Origin of the sequence: Bradyrhizobium retamae (assembly GCF_001440415.1) — a bacterium.
In the GTDB taxonomy this organism is placed as follows: Bacteria; Pseudomonadota; Alphaproteobacteria; order Rhizobiales; family Xanthobacteraceae; genus Bradyrhizobium; species Bradyrhizobium retamae.
Genome location: NZ_LLYA01000090.1, coordinates 110,322 through 130,597, shown reverse-complemented (window position 1 = coordinate 130,597; position 20,276 = coordinate 110,322). Strand labels below are relative to the sequence as shown.

Sequence of the window (20,276 nt, the reverse complement as noted above, 5' to 3'; positions counted from 1 at the left end):
GCGCCGCCGTTATCCCGCGAGCCGCCGCCGCCGCCACCGAAGCCACCGGCGTCACCCTTAGAGAAGTCACCGGAGCCGCCGTTACCTGCACCGCCTCCGCCATTGTTGAAGTAGGTGGCAGTTCCTCCGTTGCCGAACATGCCGCCGCCACCACCACTGGTATTGTAGGTGGGGGGCGACCAGACGACCTTACCGCCATTGCCACCGCGCGCCTGGTTGGCCTGGAGGTTGACGTTACTTACGGTCACATTGGCGCCGCTGGCGACGAACAGCGCGCCGCCCAATCCGGCGCCACCACCGCCACCGCTGCCGCCGAGGACGCTCTCAGTTCTTCCGTCGCCGCCATTTCCACCCTGCGCCGTGGCATTGACGATCTTCAGATCGTTGATCGCGACGGTGCCCGACGCGACGTACAGGCCGCGATGCTTGTTGTTGCCGGAGAGCGTGAAGTTGCCGCCGTTGATGGTCACGTTGCGCTGCACATCCGGCAGCTTGTCGGTCAAGGTGATGTTGTTGGTGAAGGTAATGGTGTCGCCGTTCTGGGCGTTGCTGATGGCGCTCCGAAGTTGCGCTTCGTTGGCGACATTGATGTTGGCGGCATAGGCCGGCAGCGCTGCCAACAATGTGCCTGCCACAAGGCATTTTGCCAGGACCAGACGCGAGGCCGATGTCGACAGGAAGGAAAAGAGCGGACGCCGAGTTGTCGGCGCGGGCCTGCCGACGGTTGCGGACCGGCTTTCTATCTGAACTGAACGAAAGAACATACTGCCCCACCACCACTTTGCACGTTGACCCACAAAATTGGGTCGGTGGAGGCGTCGTCTAGCAGGCGATTATTTGGACAATATTTGAAGAGCGCAGAGGCGGCCCTATCGGGGCTGGTTGTGACTTCTGTGCCACGCGCCGCCTTTGAAAGGCTCCTTCACGCTGCCTTGTCGGGGATGTGCCTCATTTTTGTGCGCCTGCGCATCGAGCGTCGCCGGCGCATGCAAGCGGCCCTGTTCAGGCTGCGGCGATCAGGCCGATACTCCTGAGAACAAAAGCAGGAACGGCCTGCTTGCCGTGCAGCCTCGTCACGTGCGCGATCAGACCACGCATGACGTTGGCGCGTGCATGTTCCGAGGTGAGGTGACGCGCCGAGGTGAAGTAGAGATATTCGATCGCGCTGCCGGCGCCCGCAGGACCAAGCGCGGCAAGCCTGTCCGCCGCCGGCAATTTTCCATCCGGCGGAGCGATCATCCAGCCGATCATCAGGGCGATCTCGGGCGGGCAGAGCGGACCCATGTTGGCTATGTCGACGGCGGCGGCGTCAAGCGCGGCGCGGTCGCCGGCAGCAAGCAGGGCGATGCACTTCAGGACCCTCATGTGCAAATGGAATGCAGGGCCCAGTTCGGCCATCTCGATGCCGCGGTCGAAGAAGCGAACGGCTTCGTCGAAACGGCCGCGCGCGTAGCGCAATTGCCCCATAATGGGAAGGGCTGCGGCAAAGTCCGCAGTCCGGACGAAGGCGCGCTCGGCAATGTCCTCCGCGAGATCGAGATGCCCCCGGTTGATGAAGTACAACAGCTTGGCGGCTGCCAACATCAGCAGCGGATTCGCCTCGATGGCGGGCAGGCACTCCAGCACCGTGGAGTCGATCTCGCTTTCGATGCGGTAGCGTTCTTCCAGGCTCATCTCCCCGAACGGACTGGTCAGAACAAGGCGCGCGAACAGATGCAGACTTCATTGCAGGGCGACGTCTGCATTGAGAGGATCCTGCTTGCGGTCCCTGCCCAGTTGCTCGCCGCTTGCCAGCCACCATGGATTTGAGACCGACAGCAGGCTTGCAGCCTTGTGAAGGCGCGTCTCAAGTGGTTCGTCCACGGGGGTGCCGAGACCAGTGGAGGCGTCAGCGAGTGCCTGCAACACGGCATCGATGACGCCATCCGAAACTCTGGTCGCCTCGCTTGTGAACGATGCGGCGTCGGTTATGTCGAGTTGGAGTCGGAACGCTTTTGCGATGCGCCTTGACGGCATTTCTCGCAAGGTAGCCGCACAATCAAGCTGCCCGTTATCGGCAAGAAAGCTCACCTGCAGGAAATAGCGCAGCCTGTCAGTGGCGGCGGGGCTCCAGTTCTCGGCAACGACGACCTTGTGGCTGACGCCAACGCTTGCGGCGATCATGTCGCGAAGCTGATCGACCAGGGATGCCGCTTGCTGACTGAAAGGATGTCCCTGCGGTCCGAAAGCCGGCCCGATAATCAGGAACGCATCGATCGGCACTGCCGGAGACGGCGTAGCGATCCACACGTAACCCTCGCCGTATTGCGTGGCAATGTATTTTGGTGATTTGGCGTTATCGCCGAGTTTTGTCCGCAACCTGTTGACCAGAAAGTCGATGTTTCGGTCGGATACGTCGGCTTCCGAAGCGACCTCATCGAGCAGACGGCCGCGGCGCATGAGGCGATGCGGGTTGCGGGTGAGGACGAGCAGCAGCGCGCGCTCGTTTCTGGTAAACTGAATCGTCTGTCCGTTGCGGCGTGCGAACAGGCATGTTTCATCAAGGATCAGATCTCCGAAGCGGAGATCCTGTGTTTTGTCCACTTCTGCCCCCCGAGGCAAATCAACCCAAGCGCCGACCAAGACAAGTACACGCTTGAACGGCTCTGTCGCAAGCCTCGCATGCATCCTCATTGACCCCAGCACGACAAGGGATGCCCCGGGCTCCGGCGGAGATGCAGCAAAGTCTGACATTTTTACCGTCGCGGCGCTAAAACGAGATGAGCGGATGGACCGCCAAACCCGCAGCTATGTATTCGAAGCAGGGAGACAGCAGTGCGCATAAGTCTTGATAGCCGGCCGGTGAGCACCCGGGGTTTTGCCTTTGTTATCCTCTTCGCCGTAGGCTTCGTTTTGACGCCGGTCCGGGCGGCCGATGGCGGCACTTGCGTCAGCGACATTCGCCAAGTGGTAGCGCGTAGGGCGACGCCCATGATGATGGAGGCGACCCTGCCGAAGGATCTTACGACCAAGGTCGATGCGGCGGCGCAGGCTTCGTTCGCCAAGACCTTCACTCCGGGCGCTGTTGTAGGTGTGCGCACGCCCGAGGGTACCTGGACTGCTGCCTATGGTATGGCCGATCCCAAGGCCGGCAGACCAATGACGGTCGCCATGCACACCAGGATCGGCTCTGTCACCAAGACATTCACCGGCACGGTGATCATGCGGCTCTCGCAGGACCGCAAGCTCTCGCTCGACGATCCGATCGAGAAATATGTCTCTGGTGTTCCCAATGGCACCTCCATCACGCTGCGTCAGCTTGCCAACATGACGAGCGGCATCGCCAGCTATACCCGCAGCGCCAAATTCACGGACATCTATTTCGCCAAGCCTGAGACGGTCTTCACGCCCGACCAACTCCTCAAGGTCGGCATCGCCGCATCTCCATTGTTTTCGCCCGGCACCAAGTTCGACTATTCAAATACAAACACAATCCTGCTTGGCATGGTGATCGAGAAGGTGACAGGCAAGCCGGTGGCCGAGGCATTCGATGCCATGGTGTTTAAGCCGCTCAAATTGCTGAACACGTCATGGCCGGGCCAATCGACCAAGATGCCTGAACCCTATGCGGAGGGTTTCACGCTGCAAGGCAATTTCGCCAAGCCGGACGCGCCGAGCAATGCCACCTTCTGGAACCCTGCCTGGGGCTGGACTGCGGGCGAGCTGATCTCGAATATGGATGATCTCCTGACATACGGCCGCGCATTGGGCACCGGCCAAGGTTTACTGAATCCCGACACGCAGGAAGAGAGACTCAAATCCATTCCCGGGCCCGCCGGCTACGGCATCGCCATCGGCTGCATCGATGGTTGGGTAGGGCATACCGGCGAACTGCCGGGCTACAACACTGCGGTTTATTATCATGCCGCCAGCGACATCACCGTGGTGGTGCAGACCAACAGCGACATTGCGTCCGGCAATTGCGCGGAATCGCCCACCCTTGCCAATGACCCGCGCGACAGCATCTGCTCCTCACCTGCGACAAGAATATTTGCGGCCATAACGGAGGCACTCGGACACAAGTTTACGCCGCTTCCGGCTAGGTAGCGGTTGGGCCGGCGCGCGCCTGGTAAGATGCATTCGCTCAATCCGCGAGGCTGCCGACCGGCGGCCAGGCGCAGATTCCGCGGCGCGTCGGATGGGTCCAAGGCTGACCTCGACCAACCAGCGACCCTCCGCCGCAGTCCGGAAGCCTTGCGAGCATAAAGCCTGGACTTTCAGCCCTCCAAAGGCATCGCATCAGTTTCGCACCAGAAACAACCTGATCGGAACGCAACAAACGCGATCGAAAACAAACAAAACCACTGCAAGATCAACGAGGCTGATCGATATCCCGGCGCTCATAACGGTCTGGTTGCAGGTTAGAGTCCTGCCGGGCCCACCAGTAAATCAGTGGTTTGCTGAGGCTGGTTTCGCAATCACCGCACAACGCGGTCTCTTGCGCGGGGAAAGACCAGGAAGCCTTCCCGGGCGAGGTACAGGCGCTATCTAAGTTTTTGACGCGCCTTCTGCGTAATGACCACGCGTTCTACTGCGTAGTAACCTGGTAGGTGTCCTTCGATCGCCACGCGACCGTGCGCCAACTGGCCGATAGGCAGAGCAACTATTCAATTCATTGGAGCACGCGCCTATGCCCAAGAATCCATTTACCGACGTCTGGCAGTTCCTGACCGCGACTACCGGCGACTATCTTCAGCTGGGAAACTGGCGCCTTCTGATCCTGGCGCTGTTCTGGGCGCTGCTGCTCGCCGGCATTGCATTGGCCTTCCAGAATTGGCGGGAGGATTCGGCGCAACGTAGCGGGCGACATCTTGGAATCTGGCTGGTCCGGGTCCTGATCGGCTGCATGTGGTTCGAAGGCATGTTGTGGAAACTCCCGCTACCCGCGTCCGGCGGCCTGCAATACTGGACCGAACAGGAAACGACCCGCGCAGCGTTCGAGTTTCACAGCACCTTCGTGAAGGATATCGTGTTGCCCAACATGAATATCTTCGGGCCGATTGTTTTTCTTGCCGAGCTCGTGTTTGCCGCGTCGATGATCCTCGGGCTTGCGGTACGGCTCGTGGGCGTGCTGGCCGTCGCCTATACGCTGCAACTCTGGCTCGGCATTTATCGGCCGGGCGATCCTGCCGAGTGGCCGTGGTCGTACATGTTCCTGGCCATGCTGATGTTCCTTTTTGTGCTAGAGGGCGCCGGCCGCAGTCTCGGCCTTGATGCTTGGTTGCGCCGCAACGTGCCCGCCGTGCGCGATGGAAAGGGACTTATTGGCCGGTTCTTCAACATCGCCGGTTAGTCGTTATCGTTTTGCGTGGGAGACGAGTAGATGATGGCACTAGCCCGCGCAGTGACGCTTCTGGTGGGCCTGAGCGCAATCGGCGCCTACGCCGCTGACATTGGTTATCTGGCTCCGCCTGGTGTCCCGGCAAGGGAATTCCCTTCACCTGAGCGCCCGGTTGCGCAGATCGTCAGCCCGAGCCGTGCCTCCGAGCAGCACCGCGACTCCCTGAATGAGGCCGGTGAGATCGCCCGCCTTCTTGAACTCAAGCCAGGCATGACCGTCGCCGACATTGGTGCCGGCAGCGGCTACCACACGGTGCGTCTCTCCCGTCTCGTCGGTCCCACCGGCTCCGTCATCGCCCAGGACGTTACACGAAGTTACCTCATCGCGCTCGCCAGGCGAACGCAACGCCTGAGGCTGACAAATGTCACATTCGCGCTTGGCAAACCACACGACCCGCGCCTTCCCAAGTCCTCGCTCGACGCTGCCATCCTCGTGCACATGTATCACGAAGTAGCTCAGCCCTACGCCTTCCTCTACAATCTGGCACCCGCCTTGAAGCACGGCGCGCGGGTCGGAATTGTCGACCTCGAGCGTCCGACGTCGGAGCATGGCACGCCAATCGAGCTGTTGCGTTGCGAACTGACCGCCATTGGCTATCGCGAGGTCGCCACACATCAACTCGCAGGCAACGGCGGATACCTGGCGGTGTTTTCGCCACCGGAGCCACGGGATCGAAAAGCTCCCCGGGACATCGTTGCTTGTCGGGGTGCCGGCACTCGCTGATCTAGCCACGCCTCTCTCCCGGACCCCTTTGGTGCCGCAGCTCAATCGCGAGGCGAACAAATGTCGTCGAGATCGACCAAGCCGCCTTGATGCCGGCAATGAGATTGCCGGAGACCTTCGATACCCCGCCGATCCGGCGCCGCTGCCCAACGGCGATTTCCAGTGCCGGAAGGCGGGCAGCCGCGACTCGCATCAGCATTTCCAGGTTCCAGCCATATGTCTCTTCCTTCATGCCGAGACGTCTGAGTTCATCCCGGCGGATGGCGCGAAATGGCGACAGGTCGGTAAAGCTCGCGCCATAGACGAGGCGCAGGAGCAACCTGCCGACATGGGCCGCGAGGAGCTGCTGTGGTGTCAGGCTGCCGGGCTCACGTGAACCGCGAACGCGCGAGCCGAGAACGAAGACGGCCTGCCCAGCGACGATCGGCGACACCAGCTTGGAGATGAATTCCGCAGGATCGCTGCCGTCGCCGTCGAGGAAGACGAGAATGTCGGCGTCATTGCGCACAGCGGCGATGCCCGCCTGGACGGCGCGACCATAGCCGCGGCGCGGCTCGACAACCACGCGAGCTCCGGCGGCTTCTGCCCGCTCGGCGGTACGATCCCGCGAGCCCCCATCGACAATGACGACTTCGCTCACATTCTGCGCCAGCACCTCGGTTACGACCCTCCCTATCGCAGCTTCCTCGTCGAGGCACGGAATGATCGCCGAAACGATGGGCGGGCGGCCCGACGCAGGCCGCTTCTCACCGATCTCGTGGGTTACCTCGTTCACAGGCTCCAGCGCAGTCCGCAATTGGCGCAGCATTTAGGTGGTTTGTCCGAAAGGAGCGCCTCACGGAAGTCCCGATACGCGGGCCCGTTCCAGATATCCCGCAACGACTGCTGCCCGGCATGGCCGAGCGTATAGTTGTCATAGCCATGCTGCGAAAACGGCGCGATACAACACGGCAAGGCCCGGCCATTGGCCGTGAAATACATCAGCGACCATGGCCGCCGGCACAACGACCACGGCGAACTGTCGACGCTGCCCTTCAAACTCAACTCCGGCTCGCTCGCTGCGCCCGACGCACTGAAGGTTACGCCAAGGGAACGCGCCAGTTCCTCAGCCTGCTTCAGATAGACCGCTTCCTCCTGTGTCAGGCGTTCGAACAAGGCCTGATCCGGACGTGCCTTGCCGATGGCCGATTCAGTGAAGAACACAAGCCGTTGCAGATAGACCTCCCTGACACCGATTTCGGCTGCAACTTTCACAAATGCCGGGAGTTCCGCGACGGTCTCCTTCAGGCCGGTGAGCCACATGGAAACCAGCGGGCTGGCATGTCCTTCTCTTTCCTGCAGTTCGCGAAACGCGCGCACATTGCGGATGATGCGGCCGAAATAATCCCTGCCGCGGATCGCCCTGAAGCTCTCGCGGTTCGACGCGTCGAGCGACACACGCAGTTCATTCAGCCCGGCATCGATCAGCGCACGGCCATTGCGCTCACCGAGGACCGTTCCATTGGTATTAAACAGTACGTAGACGCCGCGATCCTTCAGGTGTCTCACCATTCGGGGCAGGTTCGCGACCAGCATCGGCTCGCCGACGCCGTGCAGAACTGCGCGCGCAAGAGCAGGTACCTGATCGACAATCGACGTGAACAGGTCCCAGCTCATATCGGCCGGCGGTTCAAGCTCCTCATAGGTCCGAGGACAGGTGGTGCACAGTAGATTGCAGCGGTTGGTCACTTCCAGATAAAGGCAAACCGGCGGACGCTGTGCGATCTCGGTACGCTCGGCCGTGACCGACTCGTGATAGCGGCGCGGATCGAAGGGCGCGCCACTGCCCTGCACTTCGCCGGAAATGTTCATTGCGATGCCCCGGAATCTGCAATCCGCTGCATGCGGGCCCTCCATGCCGTAAAGGCGCAAGCTAGGAAAAGACCTCCGAACAGAATTGATTTGCTCACAATTCTCGGAATGTAGAAATCCCAATCGAGCTGTTCGGACAGCAACAGCGCTCCGATCGAAACCGCCCAACTAGGCGCGGATCCACACAGGGCGACAAACGGCATTATAATTAGAAAATGCCAGGGATAGTTGGGCGACAACAACAGGAGCGTGAGAAGTAACAGCATGTTGATGTCGGCAAGACTGGATGCGATGCTGTGATGAGAGCTGCGGGCAACGGAGAGCCCCGTGAACCAAAGAGCCAGCGCTGCCAGTGCAACGTAGGCGGCAACGTCACCTTCATGATAGCCAAACACAAGGCGCCAAAGTGACAACAGCCAGAGATCGTTGCCGCCACTGATCCCCTGTTCTGTCAGATAGCCTTTGGTCAGGAATCCGAGAACTTCCGAGCCGACCGACAGATAGGGAAGATAGCAAAGCGCAACGGTAGCGATCACGACGAGCGGCATCTTGACGTCCCAAGGGCGCCAGATCCCGGCCAGCACCGGCGCCGCGTAGGGCTTGACCAGCACTGAGAAAGTGATCACCACCGCTCCGCGGAGCGCACGGCCGGTCAAGGCGATCCATAGGCCAAGCATCATCAGCGCAACCATCAGCGCGTCCACGTGGCCGTTGTTGGCAATCTCCCACAGGGGAAGCGGATGCCAGAGATAGGCGACCACGCGCGTCACCGGGCGGTTCGTTCGCTGCAGCAAGAGCATGATCAGTGTCACGGTAACGGCCTCGCACCCAAGCAGCGCGAGACGCATCACTGTCACGTTTTCGCCTAGCCGCGTGACAAGGAGGAAGAAAAATTGCGCCACCGGGGGATAGATGGTGACGGCCGTATCGGCCCGGTTGATATGGGGGAAAATCGCCCCGTCGCGCAGGAATGCAAGCGTCTCGTCGGCCGGGAAGTAGCGGTAGGGGTTGATGCCCGCGGCCTGAACCCTGCCGTCCCAGACATAGCGATAGATGTCGCTGGACAGGAACGGATCGAACAGCAACACATAGCCTCTCAGAATGATCGCGCATCCAAACACGAGCCAGAGCGCGTGTTTCTGCGGAGCGCGCTCGGCAAGGTCCGTCGCGGCGAGCGTCAAGAGACCTGCGGGGATGGTCAGCGCGATGAAGGCATTGTCACCGAGAGTCTCGAAGGCAAAGGGCGTCACGAGGGTCATGCCGACGATGATGACACCGATGCCAGCCAAAAGATGAAGCGGAACGACCTGCTTGGCGGCGCGCGCCAGTCGACCGGGTTGATTGGAAATGCTCCCGGCCATCAGTTCACGGGCTTATCTGGGGCCCGGCCTTGAGAAAGGCCCGGCTCGCGGGGGCAAATCCGCCTTCACGAAAGCGAGTTGAAGCGCCGGCGAGTTCCTCCTGCAGCCAACCCAAGGTCTCGATATCGTCGACGTCGTACCATTCCGGAAGCAGCGTCGTGGCAAGGCCAATCTCGGCGGCTCGGTCGCATGTGCTGCGGGCAACGGTTTCGGTTCCCCACGCGACGCGCGTGAATAACTGCTGATGAGCCTGCTTCAGCCCAATGAGATAGTAGCCGCCGTCGCTCGCCGGCCCAAGCACCATCCGATCACCGGGCTCGCGCAGGGCCTCGATCGCCCGCACGAGGAAACGAGGCGGCAAGGTCGGGCTGTCGCCATTGACGAGCAGGACGCAGTCATGTTCGGCGTCCAGGAGCGCACGCGCCGCACCGATCAGCACGTGTCCGAGATCATCGCCGACCTGTAGCAACAGTCCGAATTCAGCCGGAAGCAACCGCCGCATGATGTCTTCGGCTCCTGCCGGGGCATAGACACCATAGCCGCGCCTGCCGAGCCCCTCGGGCACCGCCTCGATGGCTGCGGCGACGTCGCGCAGAAAGCAGCCAGACAGCTCGGAAGCGGTGGCGGCACCAATGGCCGTCGCAAGCCGCGTCTTCGAGCGGCCGGGTTGCGGCGCCTTGCCAATGATTCCGATCGCTGCGCAGCTCACGGCAGCAACCGGAATCGCGGGGGATCGACGGTCGCGATCAATTGCAGCGGGTCGTCATCATTGATTGCCATTACCAGGCAGACCTCGTTACGCCCTTGCTGTTCATTGGTAGCGTTCCACTCGGCAGCGGGCAAGCGCCGCCCGCCGGCGACGGTCCGAAGGGCCGGTTCACGGCGTAAAAAAAATTTCCGAGCGACGTAACGAAATGGCTTTGACGGACGTAATTACCTTTCCCCGTACTTGCTGCTGGCACGGCAAGAGATCGCCATGTCCAAAGCTGGTCGTGTTGATCCCATGGTACGGCTCGCATAGCATCGGGAAGAGAGAGCGGGTTCGATGTTCTAGAACCCAGTGGTCAGCATCTGGATGTCGAGGGTAGTCATGAATCACGAGACTGCACTTTCGAATGCCAAGGAGATCGCCAATCACATCCTCGCGCCGGCGGCCAGGCAAAACGACAAGGACGGGCGATTTTCGTCCGAGGCCGTCGCAGCGCTCGGGCCGGCGGGATTGCTGGGGATCATGCTGCCCGCCGAGGTAGGCGGCGCGGCCCTGGGACCGCGGACCCTCGCCGCTGTTGTCGCGACATTTGCGGAGGCGGACGCGTCAGCGGCGATGGTCTATTTGATGCACGTGTGCGCTACCGCGACGATTGCGACGGCCCGTCAAGGGGCCACCGTCGCGCAGACGCTAAAGGACATTTCGGCGGGAAAACACCTGACCACCCTGGCGTTCAGCGAAGCCGGATCGCGCAGTCACTTCTGGGCGCCCGTCTCGCGAGCAAAGCGCAACGCCGCCAACGTGCACCTCACGGCGCAAAAATCATTTGTGACGAGCGCGGGTCACGCACAAAGCTATGTCGTCTCGGCACTGTCTCCCGAAGGCAAGGCTGCAACGGACTCGACGCTCTATCTCGTTGCGTGCGACACGCCCGGGCTGTCGGTCGCCGGCCCGTGGGATGGTCTCGGGATGCGCGCCAATGCTTCCGCGCCGATGATCCTCGAAGATTGCGAGATTGCACCCGGTCTCCAGTTGACGGATGACGGCGCCGGCTTCAAGGCGATGCTGGAGGTTGTGCTGCCGCTGTTCAATCTCGGAACCTCGGCGGTCGCGCTGGGCCTTTGCCGGGCCGCAGTCGCGGGCACAGCGTCTCATCTCAACAGCGCGCGTTTCGATCATTTGGGCCAGACCCTCGGAGAGAGCCTGCAGACGCTTCGCGCCCAACTAGCGACGATGCAGATCGACACAGACGGGCTTGCGGCGCGCATCGACGATCTCGTCGATCACCTTGAGCGTCCCCGGGATACCACCATGCTGCGCGTGCTTGAGAGCAAGGCGGCGGCAGGTGAGGTCGCGATCGCTGTCACCTCGACCGCGATGCGGGTGTGCGGAGGCGCGGCGTTCTCCAAACATCTGGCCATCGAGCGATTGTTCCGCGATGCCCATGCCGGCGCTGTCATGGCGCCGACGAGTGATGTTCTGCGCGACTTCATCGGCAAGGCCATTTTGGGAATACCGTTGTTCTGAACGCGGTGACGCGTTCGGAAATTTCGGCAAGCGAATTGATCGTATCTGGACTTCAAGCGCGACAGGTGAGGCCATCATGACCCGAACGATCTGGTTAGGTGCGGTCGCATATGATCCAAAGGTGGTCAGTATCTGGGAGGGGATGCGACGGTACTTTCACGAGGAAGCGCATCTCCCCGTCGAGGTGGTGCTATTTCAGAGCTACGAAGCCCAAGTCGCGGCCCTCCTTGCCCTGCCTGGCGATGCGCTGCCGCGCATCGACATCGGATGGAATACGAACCTCGCTTTTATCCAGTCCGAGGCGTGGAGCGATCGGCGATGCCGACCCATCGCAATGCGCGACACCGATGTGGGATGGATGACCAAGATCGTCGCCGTAACTGGAGGCTCAGTCTCCAAACTTTCTGACCTTAGAAACCGCACACTGGCTCTCGGTAGCCGCGACAGTGGCCACGCGGCAATCCTGCCGGTTTACTTTCTCCAGCGCGAGGGAGTGGTTGAGGGGGAAGACTACCAAACGCTGCGCTTCAACAGCGACGTCGGCAAGCACGGTGACACCGGGACGAGCGAGTCCGAGGTCGTTCGTGCGGTGCTCGACGGCCGCGCTGATGCCGGCGCCATCGGCAGCCCGTTCTGGGATGCCGTACGCGCCCAGCGCCTGGTGCCGGAAGGTGCGCTAACGGAGATATGGAGTTCGCCGCCCTTCAACCACTGCATGTTCACGGCTCGGTCCGATCTCGACCCGGCGCTGGAGCAGCAATTTGCCAAGGCCCTCTTCGCCATGAGCTTCGATAACCCGACCCATCGTTCCGTGCTCGAGGCAGAAGGGTTGCGCCAATGGGTCGCGCCACAGCTTGAAGCATATGCGTCACTGCGGGAAGCGTCGGCGCAGCAGGGCTTTTTAGAGCGGCCGTAAACATACGCTCCGCGATCTCATCAGGCGCAATTAAAAATCGTTGCCAACCGGCGCTGATGTTCAGATTCGCGATAGAAGGCGTGGCGCACCGCTGCGAAGGATTCGGCGAGCGGAAAGATTTCGCCGCTGACCAGCAGGTCGCTGTCCTCGGCTCCAACCGGATGCCAGAACACTCCCTCGGCGGTAATTGTCACCTCTGGCACCAAGTCTGCCCTTGCCACAGCGACGCCCCGTGTAGCAGCGCCTCGCAGCGCAATTCGCCTGATCACCCGGTTCTCCTCACTGACTTGATGGGCGTCAAGGAAGCTGCGAAACTCTTCGGCCTCCGCGTCAGTTGACACTGTCGCCGCCAATCGCACGCGGAATCCTTCGGCGCGGGCTCGCTCGATCCCCTTCCAGGTACGCGCCCATGTCCCCTTCCCCCGATGGCTTTCGTGGCGCTCCGGCGTGGGACTGTCGAGACTGATCTGCAGGGTTACGCGCTCGCGCGGTAGTGAGCGCAGCGTTTCGAGCCGACGTCCGGCAAACAGCATACCGTTGGTGAGGACCGTGGTCGGTGCCGCCGCCGCGCACGCTGCAATGATCTCCCCAATATCCGGCAGCATGAACGGCTCCCCGCCGGTAACAAAAATCTCCCTGACGCCGAGCTCCGCGGCCTCGATTGCGATCCGTCGGACCCGCTCGATACCAAGAGCACGCCGCGGAGCTTTGGGTGACGAGCGCACGCAGCAATAGTCGCAGCTAAGGTTGCAGTCGAAGTTGGTGTAAAGCCATAATCGAGAACCGATAGGCCGATCTTCTCCCACATTCCCGGGAGCCTCTCCGTACCGAAGCACCCATCGCGTGCGACCGTCTTCGACTGCTGTATCGACCAAACTGTTGCGGGTGAAGCGACACCATGCCGCGAGCTCGGGGCCGATACTTGGGTCGCCACTGATCACCGCCACCAGATCGCCCTTACGGCTACGGCGTAATGCGGCTATCAAATCCGGCAAGAGACCCGAGGCAAATGTCTTGCTGCCGGCATCGAGTTCAACGTTCGCGCTCGCCCTCATGCATAAGTCCTCTGATCTATCGCACCGGCTTCGCTCCAGAAAATCTCATCAGAACGCAACGAACACGATCAGCTTCCAACGAAAATGCAGCAAAATCAACAACCGCGTGTTTGTTCCTCCCGCTCATAACGGTCCGGTTGCAGTTTCGAGTCTCGCCGGACCCGCTAGCCTTCGCTCGCGAAGCGAAGGTGGCCTATCTGACGCAGTCGTCCGGAGGTGTTTTCCCGGCAAAGCGGTCAGTCATCCAGTTCACCGCCGCCATCGTGCTTGCTTGCGCGGCGCGCGCGTGGCCGATGCCGGGCAGCATGACCATCCTGACCTTACTGCCAGCCTTGCACAGCTTGTCCATGTAGGTCTGGGTAACCGCGGGCTGGATGATCTGGTCGTTGGTCCCCTGCGCCAGAAAGATGGGGATCTCAGGAGAGAGCACGTCGGTGCTGTTCTGTTGGAGAAGCGAGCGCCAAGGTTCGGCCTTGGTCGGATCTTGCACCGTCAGGAAATATTGCTCGAGCGGCCTCCCTGTCCTCTGCCTGACGATCAGGTCGAAAGGCCCCTCGATGCATTCTTGCGCCAGCCTGTCGATCGCGGGCATGGCGCGCGGATCGACGACGTTGTCGATGGCGGCTCCGTAGACCCGGTGCCACGACCATAGCGTCATCGCCGTGATGTTCTTGCCGCCGATCGAGTTGATATCGTCGCTCATCAGCTTCGCGAGGTCCGTTGCCGGCGCCGCCGCAGCGACCCCGAGAAGCCTCAGCTCAGGGGCGTAGGCGTTCGCCATCATCCCAGCGAAGAGCGCGGCTTGCCCGCCCTGCGAATGTCCCCACACGGTGAAGTCCTTGCCCTCGCCTACGCGGGGAAGGGAGCGTGCCGCGCGCACGATATCGATCACGGCGCGACCTTCGCTCTCACCTACGAGATAAGGATGCGGGCCCGGCGTGCCGAGCCCCGGATAATCGGTCGCCGCCACGACGAAGCCATTGGAGATCATCGAGCGAAGGCCCTGGATCTGCTGAAACAGAAAAATGGCGAGCGATGGCGCGCAGCGCGGGACGATGCCCGATGTAGGATGTGCCCAAGCAACGATCGGACGACCGCCGGGCGGGGACGCACCTTGCGGAACGATGACGACGCCGGACACAAAGATCGGCCGACCATTCAGACCCGTCGACCGATAGAGCACGCGATAGGTGGACGCGCCGAGCGGAGCGCCATCCATCGGCTCCTGCCGCACCAAGGTTCCCGGGGCACCGGCAAGCAACGATTCCGGCGCATCATAGAATGCCGTCTGGGCCGACGCCATTCGCGCCAGGCCAAGGAGAGCCGCCGCGACGAGCGCCGTCGGCATCCATTTCCCCCGCCAGCGGCCAACGGAATTGAAGTATCGCATGATCCAGCTCACGTGCTTACAGTCCGTAAAGTATCTTCAGACCGCCGCTGGCATGAAGAGCAATCAAGATGCCTTCGCGCAGTAACTGCACTTTTTCGAGCCTTGCCGAGTCGAGGCGGCCCTCCATGCGAAAGCCGTCCTTCAGCGGGCGCGTCAGGCGTTCGTTCGCTGCCATGAGCAGGTTCTGGTAGGAGATGCCGTAGTCGAGATTAGCGACATTCTTCAATTGCGCCGCGAGCTGTTGCACGGCAGATCCAATCTGGCTGTCGTCTGATGAAGTTGTTACGTCGATTTCGGAGAGGCCGACGGTCCTGTTGTTCGTATCGACTTTTGGCGTGGTGGAGAGATAGGTCCATTGGCCAGCGTTGGGATCGGTGTCCGAGCTCTTTGCGATGCGCAGGCCGATCACGAGTTTACCCGACGACGGATAAACCTGAACCTCGCGCACGGACGCGTCCTGCGCCGGCATGGCTGCGATCGCCTGGCTTATCTTGTCCTTGAGTGTGTCATAGTTTATGCGGACGGGAAGAATGACATCGAAGGTGCCCGGCTCGGCCACCGCGGTGCCGAGCGGCGGCAGGGCCGTCACCCTAACAGCCGGCGGCTGCTGCCCGATCACGGTTTCGGCAGAACCGACAAGCTCAAGCGATCCCCACAATACCTTGGCATTGGCGCGGACCCCGGCGAAAGCCGCGCTCTGCGGGGTTAGCTGCAGCCAGACCGGCGGATCCTCCGCGAGTTTGACGGGTTCAAACGCGTGCCGCCACGCCGTCTCCGCCTTGCCGTGCAGGTCGAGCGCGCGCGCCGCCGCCAGCGCGCGCGAGCGGATGCGATCCAACTGCGTACGGATGTTGGGCTCGACATAGGGTGCAAGGTCAAACTCGCGGCCGAGCACGTGAAGGTAGGGATGTTCGCTCCAGCGGAACGAATCGCTGATGTTCAGCTGGAGCGATCCATCCCTCCGCAACTCGGGGCGCGCTTCAACCTCGATCGTCGCGCTCGCCTCGGTGTCGCCGCGAATGCGCGCCGTAAAACGATTGGCCCCCTGGCCTTCGGCGGCGCCATGTATGGAGACCGCTCCGAAGACGCGGTCGCGCCGGCCATACAGCGAGACCGGGCTGGTCCGGTCGACGAAACCCCAGACGTCGCAATTGGCGTTGATGCGGAAGATGAGAACACGACGATGAACGCAGTTAACGCGTTCGTCGATGGTGGCAAGCCGCGTTGGAATATCCCGCTCGATCGCCGCAGCAAGAGCTGGCAGGCCGAACTCGACCGTCGCAGAGATGCGCGAGGTCGTTACGAGTGGCGTTGCCGCGTCCGGGCTCAGCGCCGGCTTGTCGGCGCCGAACGCGATCGACGGGAGCACCCCAAGAGCGAGCGCGGCCAGGCGGGCTATGCCCATGCGTGATCTATCCGCGGTCGAATCGTATTCCGGCTGACATGTGCGTGATGGAGAAATCATTTTAGTGCTCCAGCTTCAGAAAAAACCAGAACCACAGGCGGTACTCAGTGCGCTCGCGAGCGATAACGGCACTATGCGTTAGGAGTGCATGAACGGCGGAAGCTGCTTCGCGATCCGGGCTCGGCAGATTGGCAACTCCCGAAATCGAGCTACCGTCATTCTGTATCCGTTTCCGACAAGTGCTGGGCGGATCCCCGCGGGCTCGAGAATCTCAGAGCAACTTCACGATGAACACCCGACGCCTTACAAGTCAAATGACAAATGACGCAAAACGATGGCCTTACAGCCCCTCCGCGTTACCGCACCAGTTTCGCACCAGAAACGGCTTCGACAAAGCGCAATGAACGCGGCCGAAATCGACCGAAACGAGAAAATCAACGAAACTGACCTCTATCCTCCCGCCCATAACGGTCTGGTTTGCAGCTTCGAGTCCTGCCGGACCCGCAAGCAGGGTTCACTGGCCCGGTCGAAATTCCCATGCCCAAACCGGGTCACCAGCATCGCGGCGGCAAGTAACTGTGACGCGCATGAAGCGATCGTGGGCTAGTGCAGCGCCTACCCACAGCTGGTTCCATGCATCGAATATTGCAGGAGACATTTGCTCCTTTCCCGCCATCAGGCGCCACGTCGTCTGCTTCACGATCGCAGTGTCACCTTCAAGATGCATTTCCGCATCATCGCCCTGGCCTCGCAAGAGCCTCGTAAATGCGGTGGCAAAGCCCGCAACATCTTGCTCCACTCCACCGAGCATGGCCGCAACATCATCGAACGTATGCATGCCGATCAACCGGGCTGCCAAACCTCCCAGGTGACTTCCCTCAGCCGGCCCCAGCACCGACATCAATTCGGGTAGTATCGACGTGATATAATCCATCGCATAATTGCGGAGCGCCTTTCGCAGGCGACCTTCCGGCCAATTCATTTCGGGAAGGCGCGGCGCAAGTTCTGGCCTGAATGGCGGGCACCGCTCTCCGGGCGAAAACTGCAGTCGCTCTTCCGGAGAAAGTTCGTGATCGTACTCCCGATAGTACCCCTCCAGGCCAGGCTGCCCATCAACGGTCTGTCCCGTGCAAACGAAGCCGAGGCGAGGATTGCCGAGCACCACGCCATTGTTGCCATGCCATCCCCTGAGCATCCCGCGGGATACTTCCGAAGGTATTCCACATACCGCGGTACCGTGCCAAAGCCAGCGCGGAGGCGGATAACGGATCCATGCCTTCTTGTCGTTTTCATAAACGTATTCGACCTTGACCCCACCAACCTGATTGGCGAGGTAATTGTACTGTGCGCTGGCGACCGCATGCGGCAGCCCGTCCAAACCAAGCTTCTTGAGGCTTGCGACGAAATGGGTCTTCTGTTGACGGCGAAACATTCTGAACACGACCTCAGCGGCGTTAGCCGCCCCGGCACGTGAAGAAATATGAAGGACGAGGCCCGTCAGATAGGAATGATAGATGCGTTCGACCGCGCGATAGGCCGGCACGTCTTCAGCCGAGGTGTTCTCAACTCTCATTCTTTCCTCCCAAGCGTTCTTTGATGCCACCGCTAAGGCAGCGGGTGCAAAGCGCCATTGGCCAGCGCTTCTCGCAGCTTGAATTTCTGAACTTTGCCAGATGCCGTGAGGGGAAACTCGGTACTGCCAAACCATAACGTGGGGGCCTTATGGGGCGCCATTGCCTTACGGCAGTGATTGACGAGTTCTTCAGCGGTGGTTTTGCTGTCAGATGTGATGCGCACTGCCGCTGCAACTACTTCTCCCCACGTAGCGTCTGGAACTCCAAAGACGGCAACATCCGCGACATCGGGATGTCGAATGAGGCAGGCCTCGATCTCTACCGGGTAAATGTTCTCGCCACCGCGGATGATCATATCTTTCAGCCGCCCGGTGATTTGCAAATAGCCGCACGCGTCCATCTTTCCCAGATCACCGGTGCGGAACCAGCCATCCTTCGTGATCGTCTCGCGCGTTTCTTCCGGCTTGTCGAAATACTCGATCATCGTCTGGTATCCGCGCACTTGAATTTCGCCTTCGCTCTCGAGCGGAAGCGCTTCAAACGTGGCAGAAACGGCTATGCGAACTTCGACGTTCCAAAGCGGCCTTCCAACAGTATGGATGCGCTTGTCTTCGGGATCGTCAAACGTTGTTTGAGAGACAATAGGGCTAAGCTCCGTTTGCCCGTACACCGTCATGAGTGGCGTCTTAAGCGCCTCACGGACCCGTCTGTGAAGCTCCGGTGGAACCGGCGCACCACCTGAAAGCGCCGCTCGCAAGGAGGTAAGATCGCGGGGGGCCGACTTTAATTGCTCGATCATCGCGAGGAGCATCGTTGGGACGCCGAACACGACTTGCGCCCGCCATGTCGCGATTGCATCCAAAACAAGAGAAGGCTCAAAAAGCAGCGGAAGTATCAGCGTCGAGCGGGTGGTCACGCTGCCTAATACGCTCATGACTGAGCCTGCCGTATGAAACAACGGCATCGGGCTGACCAGCACACTGCCGTCCAATCCGGCCCTCACGGCAACATAGCTCGCATTGGTGACAAGCGCCCGATGGCGCAATAGCGCCCCCTTCGGCTGCCCTGTTGTGCCAGACGTGTATTGAATTTGCGCAGGCAGTCCTGAATCAACATCCGGTAAAACCGCTTCCGTTGTGCCCCGCACCTCCTCCAGCCAGCCGTCAAAGGAATATCGCTGGATACCGACTTCCTCCATCTGGCGGGCGACGGACCCGGTATCGACTCCGCGGAACTGCTCCAGGTGAAATATGGCCCGGCTTCGCGACTGCTCGATTACATATCTCAGTTCGGATGGTTTCAGGGCCGGATTTGCTGTCACCAGTACGAGTCCTGATAACGCGGCGCCATACTGAAGCACGATCCATTCTGGTACGTTTGGCGCCCAAATACAGACCCGATCGCCTTTCGAAAACCGAGCCGAAAGCCAGCTCGCGCAACGCCGGGCATCGCTGTGAAGTTGATGGAACGTCCACTCCCGACCGGTCTGTGCAGCCTTTACAGGCGATTGCATGGATGATGGAACGACTTCCACCAATGCAAGGCGATCGGGTACGGCGTTAGCAGCTTGCGCCAATGCTTCGCCAATGCTGATGTCTTGGACATTTCGCGACCCATCTGCAGGCCAATATGATCTTTGCAGTACCACCTGGTTCATCAATACTGTCCTGCCCGTTTGCTGTCTTTATTTGGTGCCCCCTGCCGAAGCATCATTCGAACTGCTGAAGTCCAGGCCACAATAAGCCGTTCGCGCCGCTGGATGGATACGCGGATGTTCTCCGAGACTGCCAACCCTCTGACTAAATGCAGCGTCAACGAAACAACGTCGTCGTAAGTCTCTGAGTTCGCCCAATCCCCAAAAAGCGACGTATAAACCCGCTCAAGGTCGCGCTTGGCGACGCGTTCCGCCGCGATCAGCGCTTGCTTCAACACGTTGTCGGTTCTGGCGACCGCCCACAGCTCCAGTTCGGCCAGGTAGGCAGGTTGTCGGGCGGCAAAGGCGAGTGAGCGAATTGCCGTTTCCAGCTTATCGCCAGATGCTCGCAGCTCCGCGCGCGAATGCAGCACGGCCCGTTCGTTGCGCTTGACCAGTTCAGCTACGCTCGCGGCCAACAGCGTGGCGCGGCTTGGGAAATGATGGAGCAAGGCGCCCCGGCTGACTCCCGCCTTGCGCTGAACCGCGAGCGTGGTGGTGCCAGCCACGCCTCGCTCGATAAGGCATTCCACGGCTGCATCCATGAGCCTCTCGCGCGTGGAAAGGCTGGACGTTCGCGCGTCTTTGGAAGGGTGTGGCTCTTTGGACATCATCGCCCCCGACAGTCAGCGTTGACTGTAGCACGCCGGCTGGTACAGTCAACGTTGACTGCTGCTCAAAACGGGAGGCTG

18 protein-coding genes are annotated in these 20,276 nt (G+C 60.9%); 5 read left to right on the top strand and 13 right to left on the bottom strand.

Annotated elements, in window-relative coordinates:
* From CQ13_RS42850 to CQ13_RS11510, 3 genes are all read right to left on the bottom strand, one after another.
* On the bottom strand, positions 1–623 hold a 623-nt coding region (locus CQ13_RS42850; RefSeq protein WP_347337031.1), incomplete at its 3' end, for a pectate lyase-like adhesive domain-containing protein.
* A 379-nt stretch (positions 624–1,002) separates the two neighbouring features.
* Complete coding sequence (locus tag CQ13_RS11515) at positions 1,003–1,674, bottom strand: hypothetical protein (RefSeq protein ID WP_057843009.1); 672 nt, start codon at positions 1,672–1,674, stop codon at positions 1,003–1,005.
* Positions 1,675–1,722: 48 nt separating this feature from the next.
* Positions 1,723–2,733 (bottom strand): winged helix-turn-helix domain-containing protein, encoded by a 1,011-nt coding sequence (locus CQ13_RS11510; RefSeq protein ID WP_082637422.1) that lies wholly within the window; start codon positions 2,731–2,733, stop codon positions 1,723–1,725.
* A gap of 81 nt (positions 2,734–2,814) precedes the next feature.
* Between CQ13_RS11510 and CQ13_RS11505 the strand changes: the two genes are divergently transcribed.
* The 3 genes from CQ13_RS11505 to CQ13_RS11495 all read left to right on the top strand — a co-directional run bounded on the left by CQ13_RS11505 (position 2,815) and on the right by CQ13_RS11495 (position 6,103).
* Positions 2,815–4,086, top strand: a complete 1,272-nt coding sequence (locus CQ13_RS11505; protein ID WP_197427308.1) for a serine hydrolase domain-containing protein — start codon at positions 2,815–2,817, stop codon at positions 4,084–4,086.
* Between the two features lie 583 nt (positions 4,087–4,669).
* Positions 4,670–5,332 (top strand): DoxX family protein, encoded by a 663-nt coding sequence (locus CQ13_RS11500; protein ID WP_057843007.1) that lies wholly within the window; start codon positions 4,670–4,672, stop codon positions 5,330–5,332.
* 30 nt (positions 5,333–5,362) lie between these two features.
* Complete coding sequence (locus tag CQ13_RS11495) at positions 5,363–6,103, top strand: class I SAM-dependent methyltransferase (protein WP_057843006.1); 741 nt, start codon at positions 5,363–5,365, stop codon at positions 6,101–6,103.
* 1 nt (position 6,104) lies between these two features.
* Here the strand turns inward: CQ13_RS11495 and CQ13_RS11490 are convergent, their stop codons facing one another.
* From CQ13_RS11490 to CQ13_RS11475, 4 genes are read right to left on the bottom strand one after another with little or no spacing between them, the layout of a single operon-like run.
* Positions 6,105–6,911: a glycosyltransferase family 2 protein gene (locus tag CQ13_RS11490; RefSeq protein WP_082637420.1), complete on the bottom strand. Its 807-nt coding sequence runs from the start codon at positions 6,909–6,911 to the stop codon at positions 6,105–6,107.
* Positions 6,875–7,954, bottom strand: a complete 1,080-nt coding sequence (locus CQ13_RS11485; protein WP_057843005.1) for a radical SAM/SPASM domain-containing protein — start codon at positions 7,952–7,954, stop codon at positions 6,875–6,877. The genes CQ13_RS11490 and CQ13_RS11485 overlap by 37 nt, the downstream gene beginning before the upstream one ends.
* On the bottom strand, positions 7,951–9,315 hold the full coding sequence (locus CQ13_RS11480) for an MptA/MptB family glycosyltransferase (protein WP_057843004.1): 1,365 nt from the start codon (positions 9,313–9,315) through the stop codon (positions 7,951–7,953). Before CQ13_RS11480 ends, CQ13_RS11485 begins: the two co-directional genes overlap by 4 nt.
* 4 nt (positions 9,316–9,319) lie before the next feature.
* Complete coding sequence (locus CQ13_RS11475) at positions 9,320–10,024, bottom strand: TIGR04282 family arsenosugar biosynthesis glycosyltransferase (RefSeq protein WP_057843003.1); 705 nt, start codon at positions 10,022–10,024, stop codon at positions 9,320–9,322.
* A 381-nt stretch (positions 10,025–10,405) separates the two neighbouring features.
* Between CQ13_RS11475 and CQ13_RS11470 the strand changes: the two genes are divergently transcribed.
* The gene (locus CQ13_RS11470; RefSeq protein WP_063800063.1) at positions 10,406–11,551 is read left to right on the top strand and encodes an acyl-CoA dehydrogenase family protein; all 1,146 of its coding nucleotides are present in this window, start codon (positions 10,406–10,408) and stop codon (positions 11,549–11,551) included.
* 76 nt (positions 11,552–11,627) lie between these two features.
* Positions 11,628–12,467: a phosphate/phosphite/phosphonate ABC transporter substrate-binding protein gene (locus tag CQ13_RS11465; RefSeq protein ID WP_057843002.1), complete on the top strand. Its 840-nt coding sequence runs from the start codon at positions 11,628–11,630 to the stop codon at positions 12,465–12,467.
* A gap of 20 nt (positions 12,468–12,487) precedes the next feature.
* Here the strand turns inward: CQ13_RS11465 and CQ13_RS11460 are convergent, their stop codons facing one another.
* The 6 genes from CQ13_RS11460 to CQ13_RS11435 form a co-directional block, all read right to left on the bottom strand.
* Positions 12,488–13,522, bottom strand: a complete 1,035-nt coding sequence (locus CQ13_RS11460) for an Rv1681 family radical SAM protein (RefSeq protein ID WP_057843001.1) — start codon at positions 13,520–13,522, stop codon at positions 12,488–12,490.
* A gap of 193 nt (positions 13,523–13,715) precedes the next feature.
* Positions 13,716–14,912 carry an alpha/beta fold hydrolase gene (locus tag CQ13_RS11455; RefSeq protein WP_245309139.1) on the bottom strand — a complete coding sequence of 399 codons (1,197 nt, stop codon included), beginning with the start codon at positions 14,910–14,912 and terminating at the stop codon, positions 13,716–13,718.
* A 16-nt stretch (positions 14,913–14,928) separates the two neighbouring features.
* The gene (locus CQ13_RS11450; RefSeq protein ID WP_057842999.1) at positions 14,929–16,317 is read right to left on the bottom strand and encodes a DUF4403 family protein; all 1,389 of its coding nucleotides are present in this window, start codon (positions 16,315–16,317) and stop codon (positions 14,929–14,931) included.
* 514 nt (positions 16,318–16,831) lie between these two features.
* The gene (locus tag CQ13_RS11445; protein WP_057843019.1) at positions 16,832–17,890 is read right to left on the bottom strand and encodes a hypothetical protein; all 1,059 of its coding nucleotides are present in this window, start codon (positions 17,888–17,890) and stop codon (positions 16,832–16,834) included.
* Between the two features lie 32 nt (positions 17,891–17,922).
* Complete coding sequence (locus tag CQ13_RS11440; protein ID WP_057842998.1) at positions 17,923–19,548, bottom strand: class I adenylate-forming enzyme family protein; 1,626 nt, start codon at positions 19,546–19,548, stop codon at positions 17,923–17,925.
* Positions 19,548–20,129, bottom strand: coding sequence for a TetR family transcriptional regulator (locus CQ13_RS11435; RefSeq protein WP_245309138.1), 582 nt, complete (start codon positions 20,127–20,129; stop codon positions 19,548–19,550). The genes CQ13_RS11440 and CQ13_RS11435 overlap by 1 nt, the downstream gene beginning before the upstream one ends.
* Between the last annotated feature and the right edge of the window lie 147 nt (positions 20,130–20,276).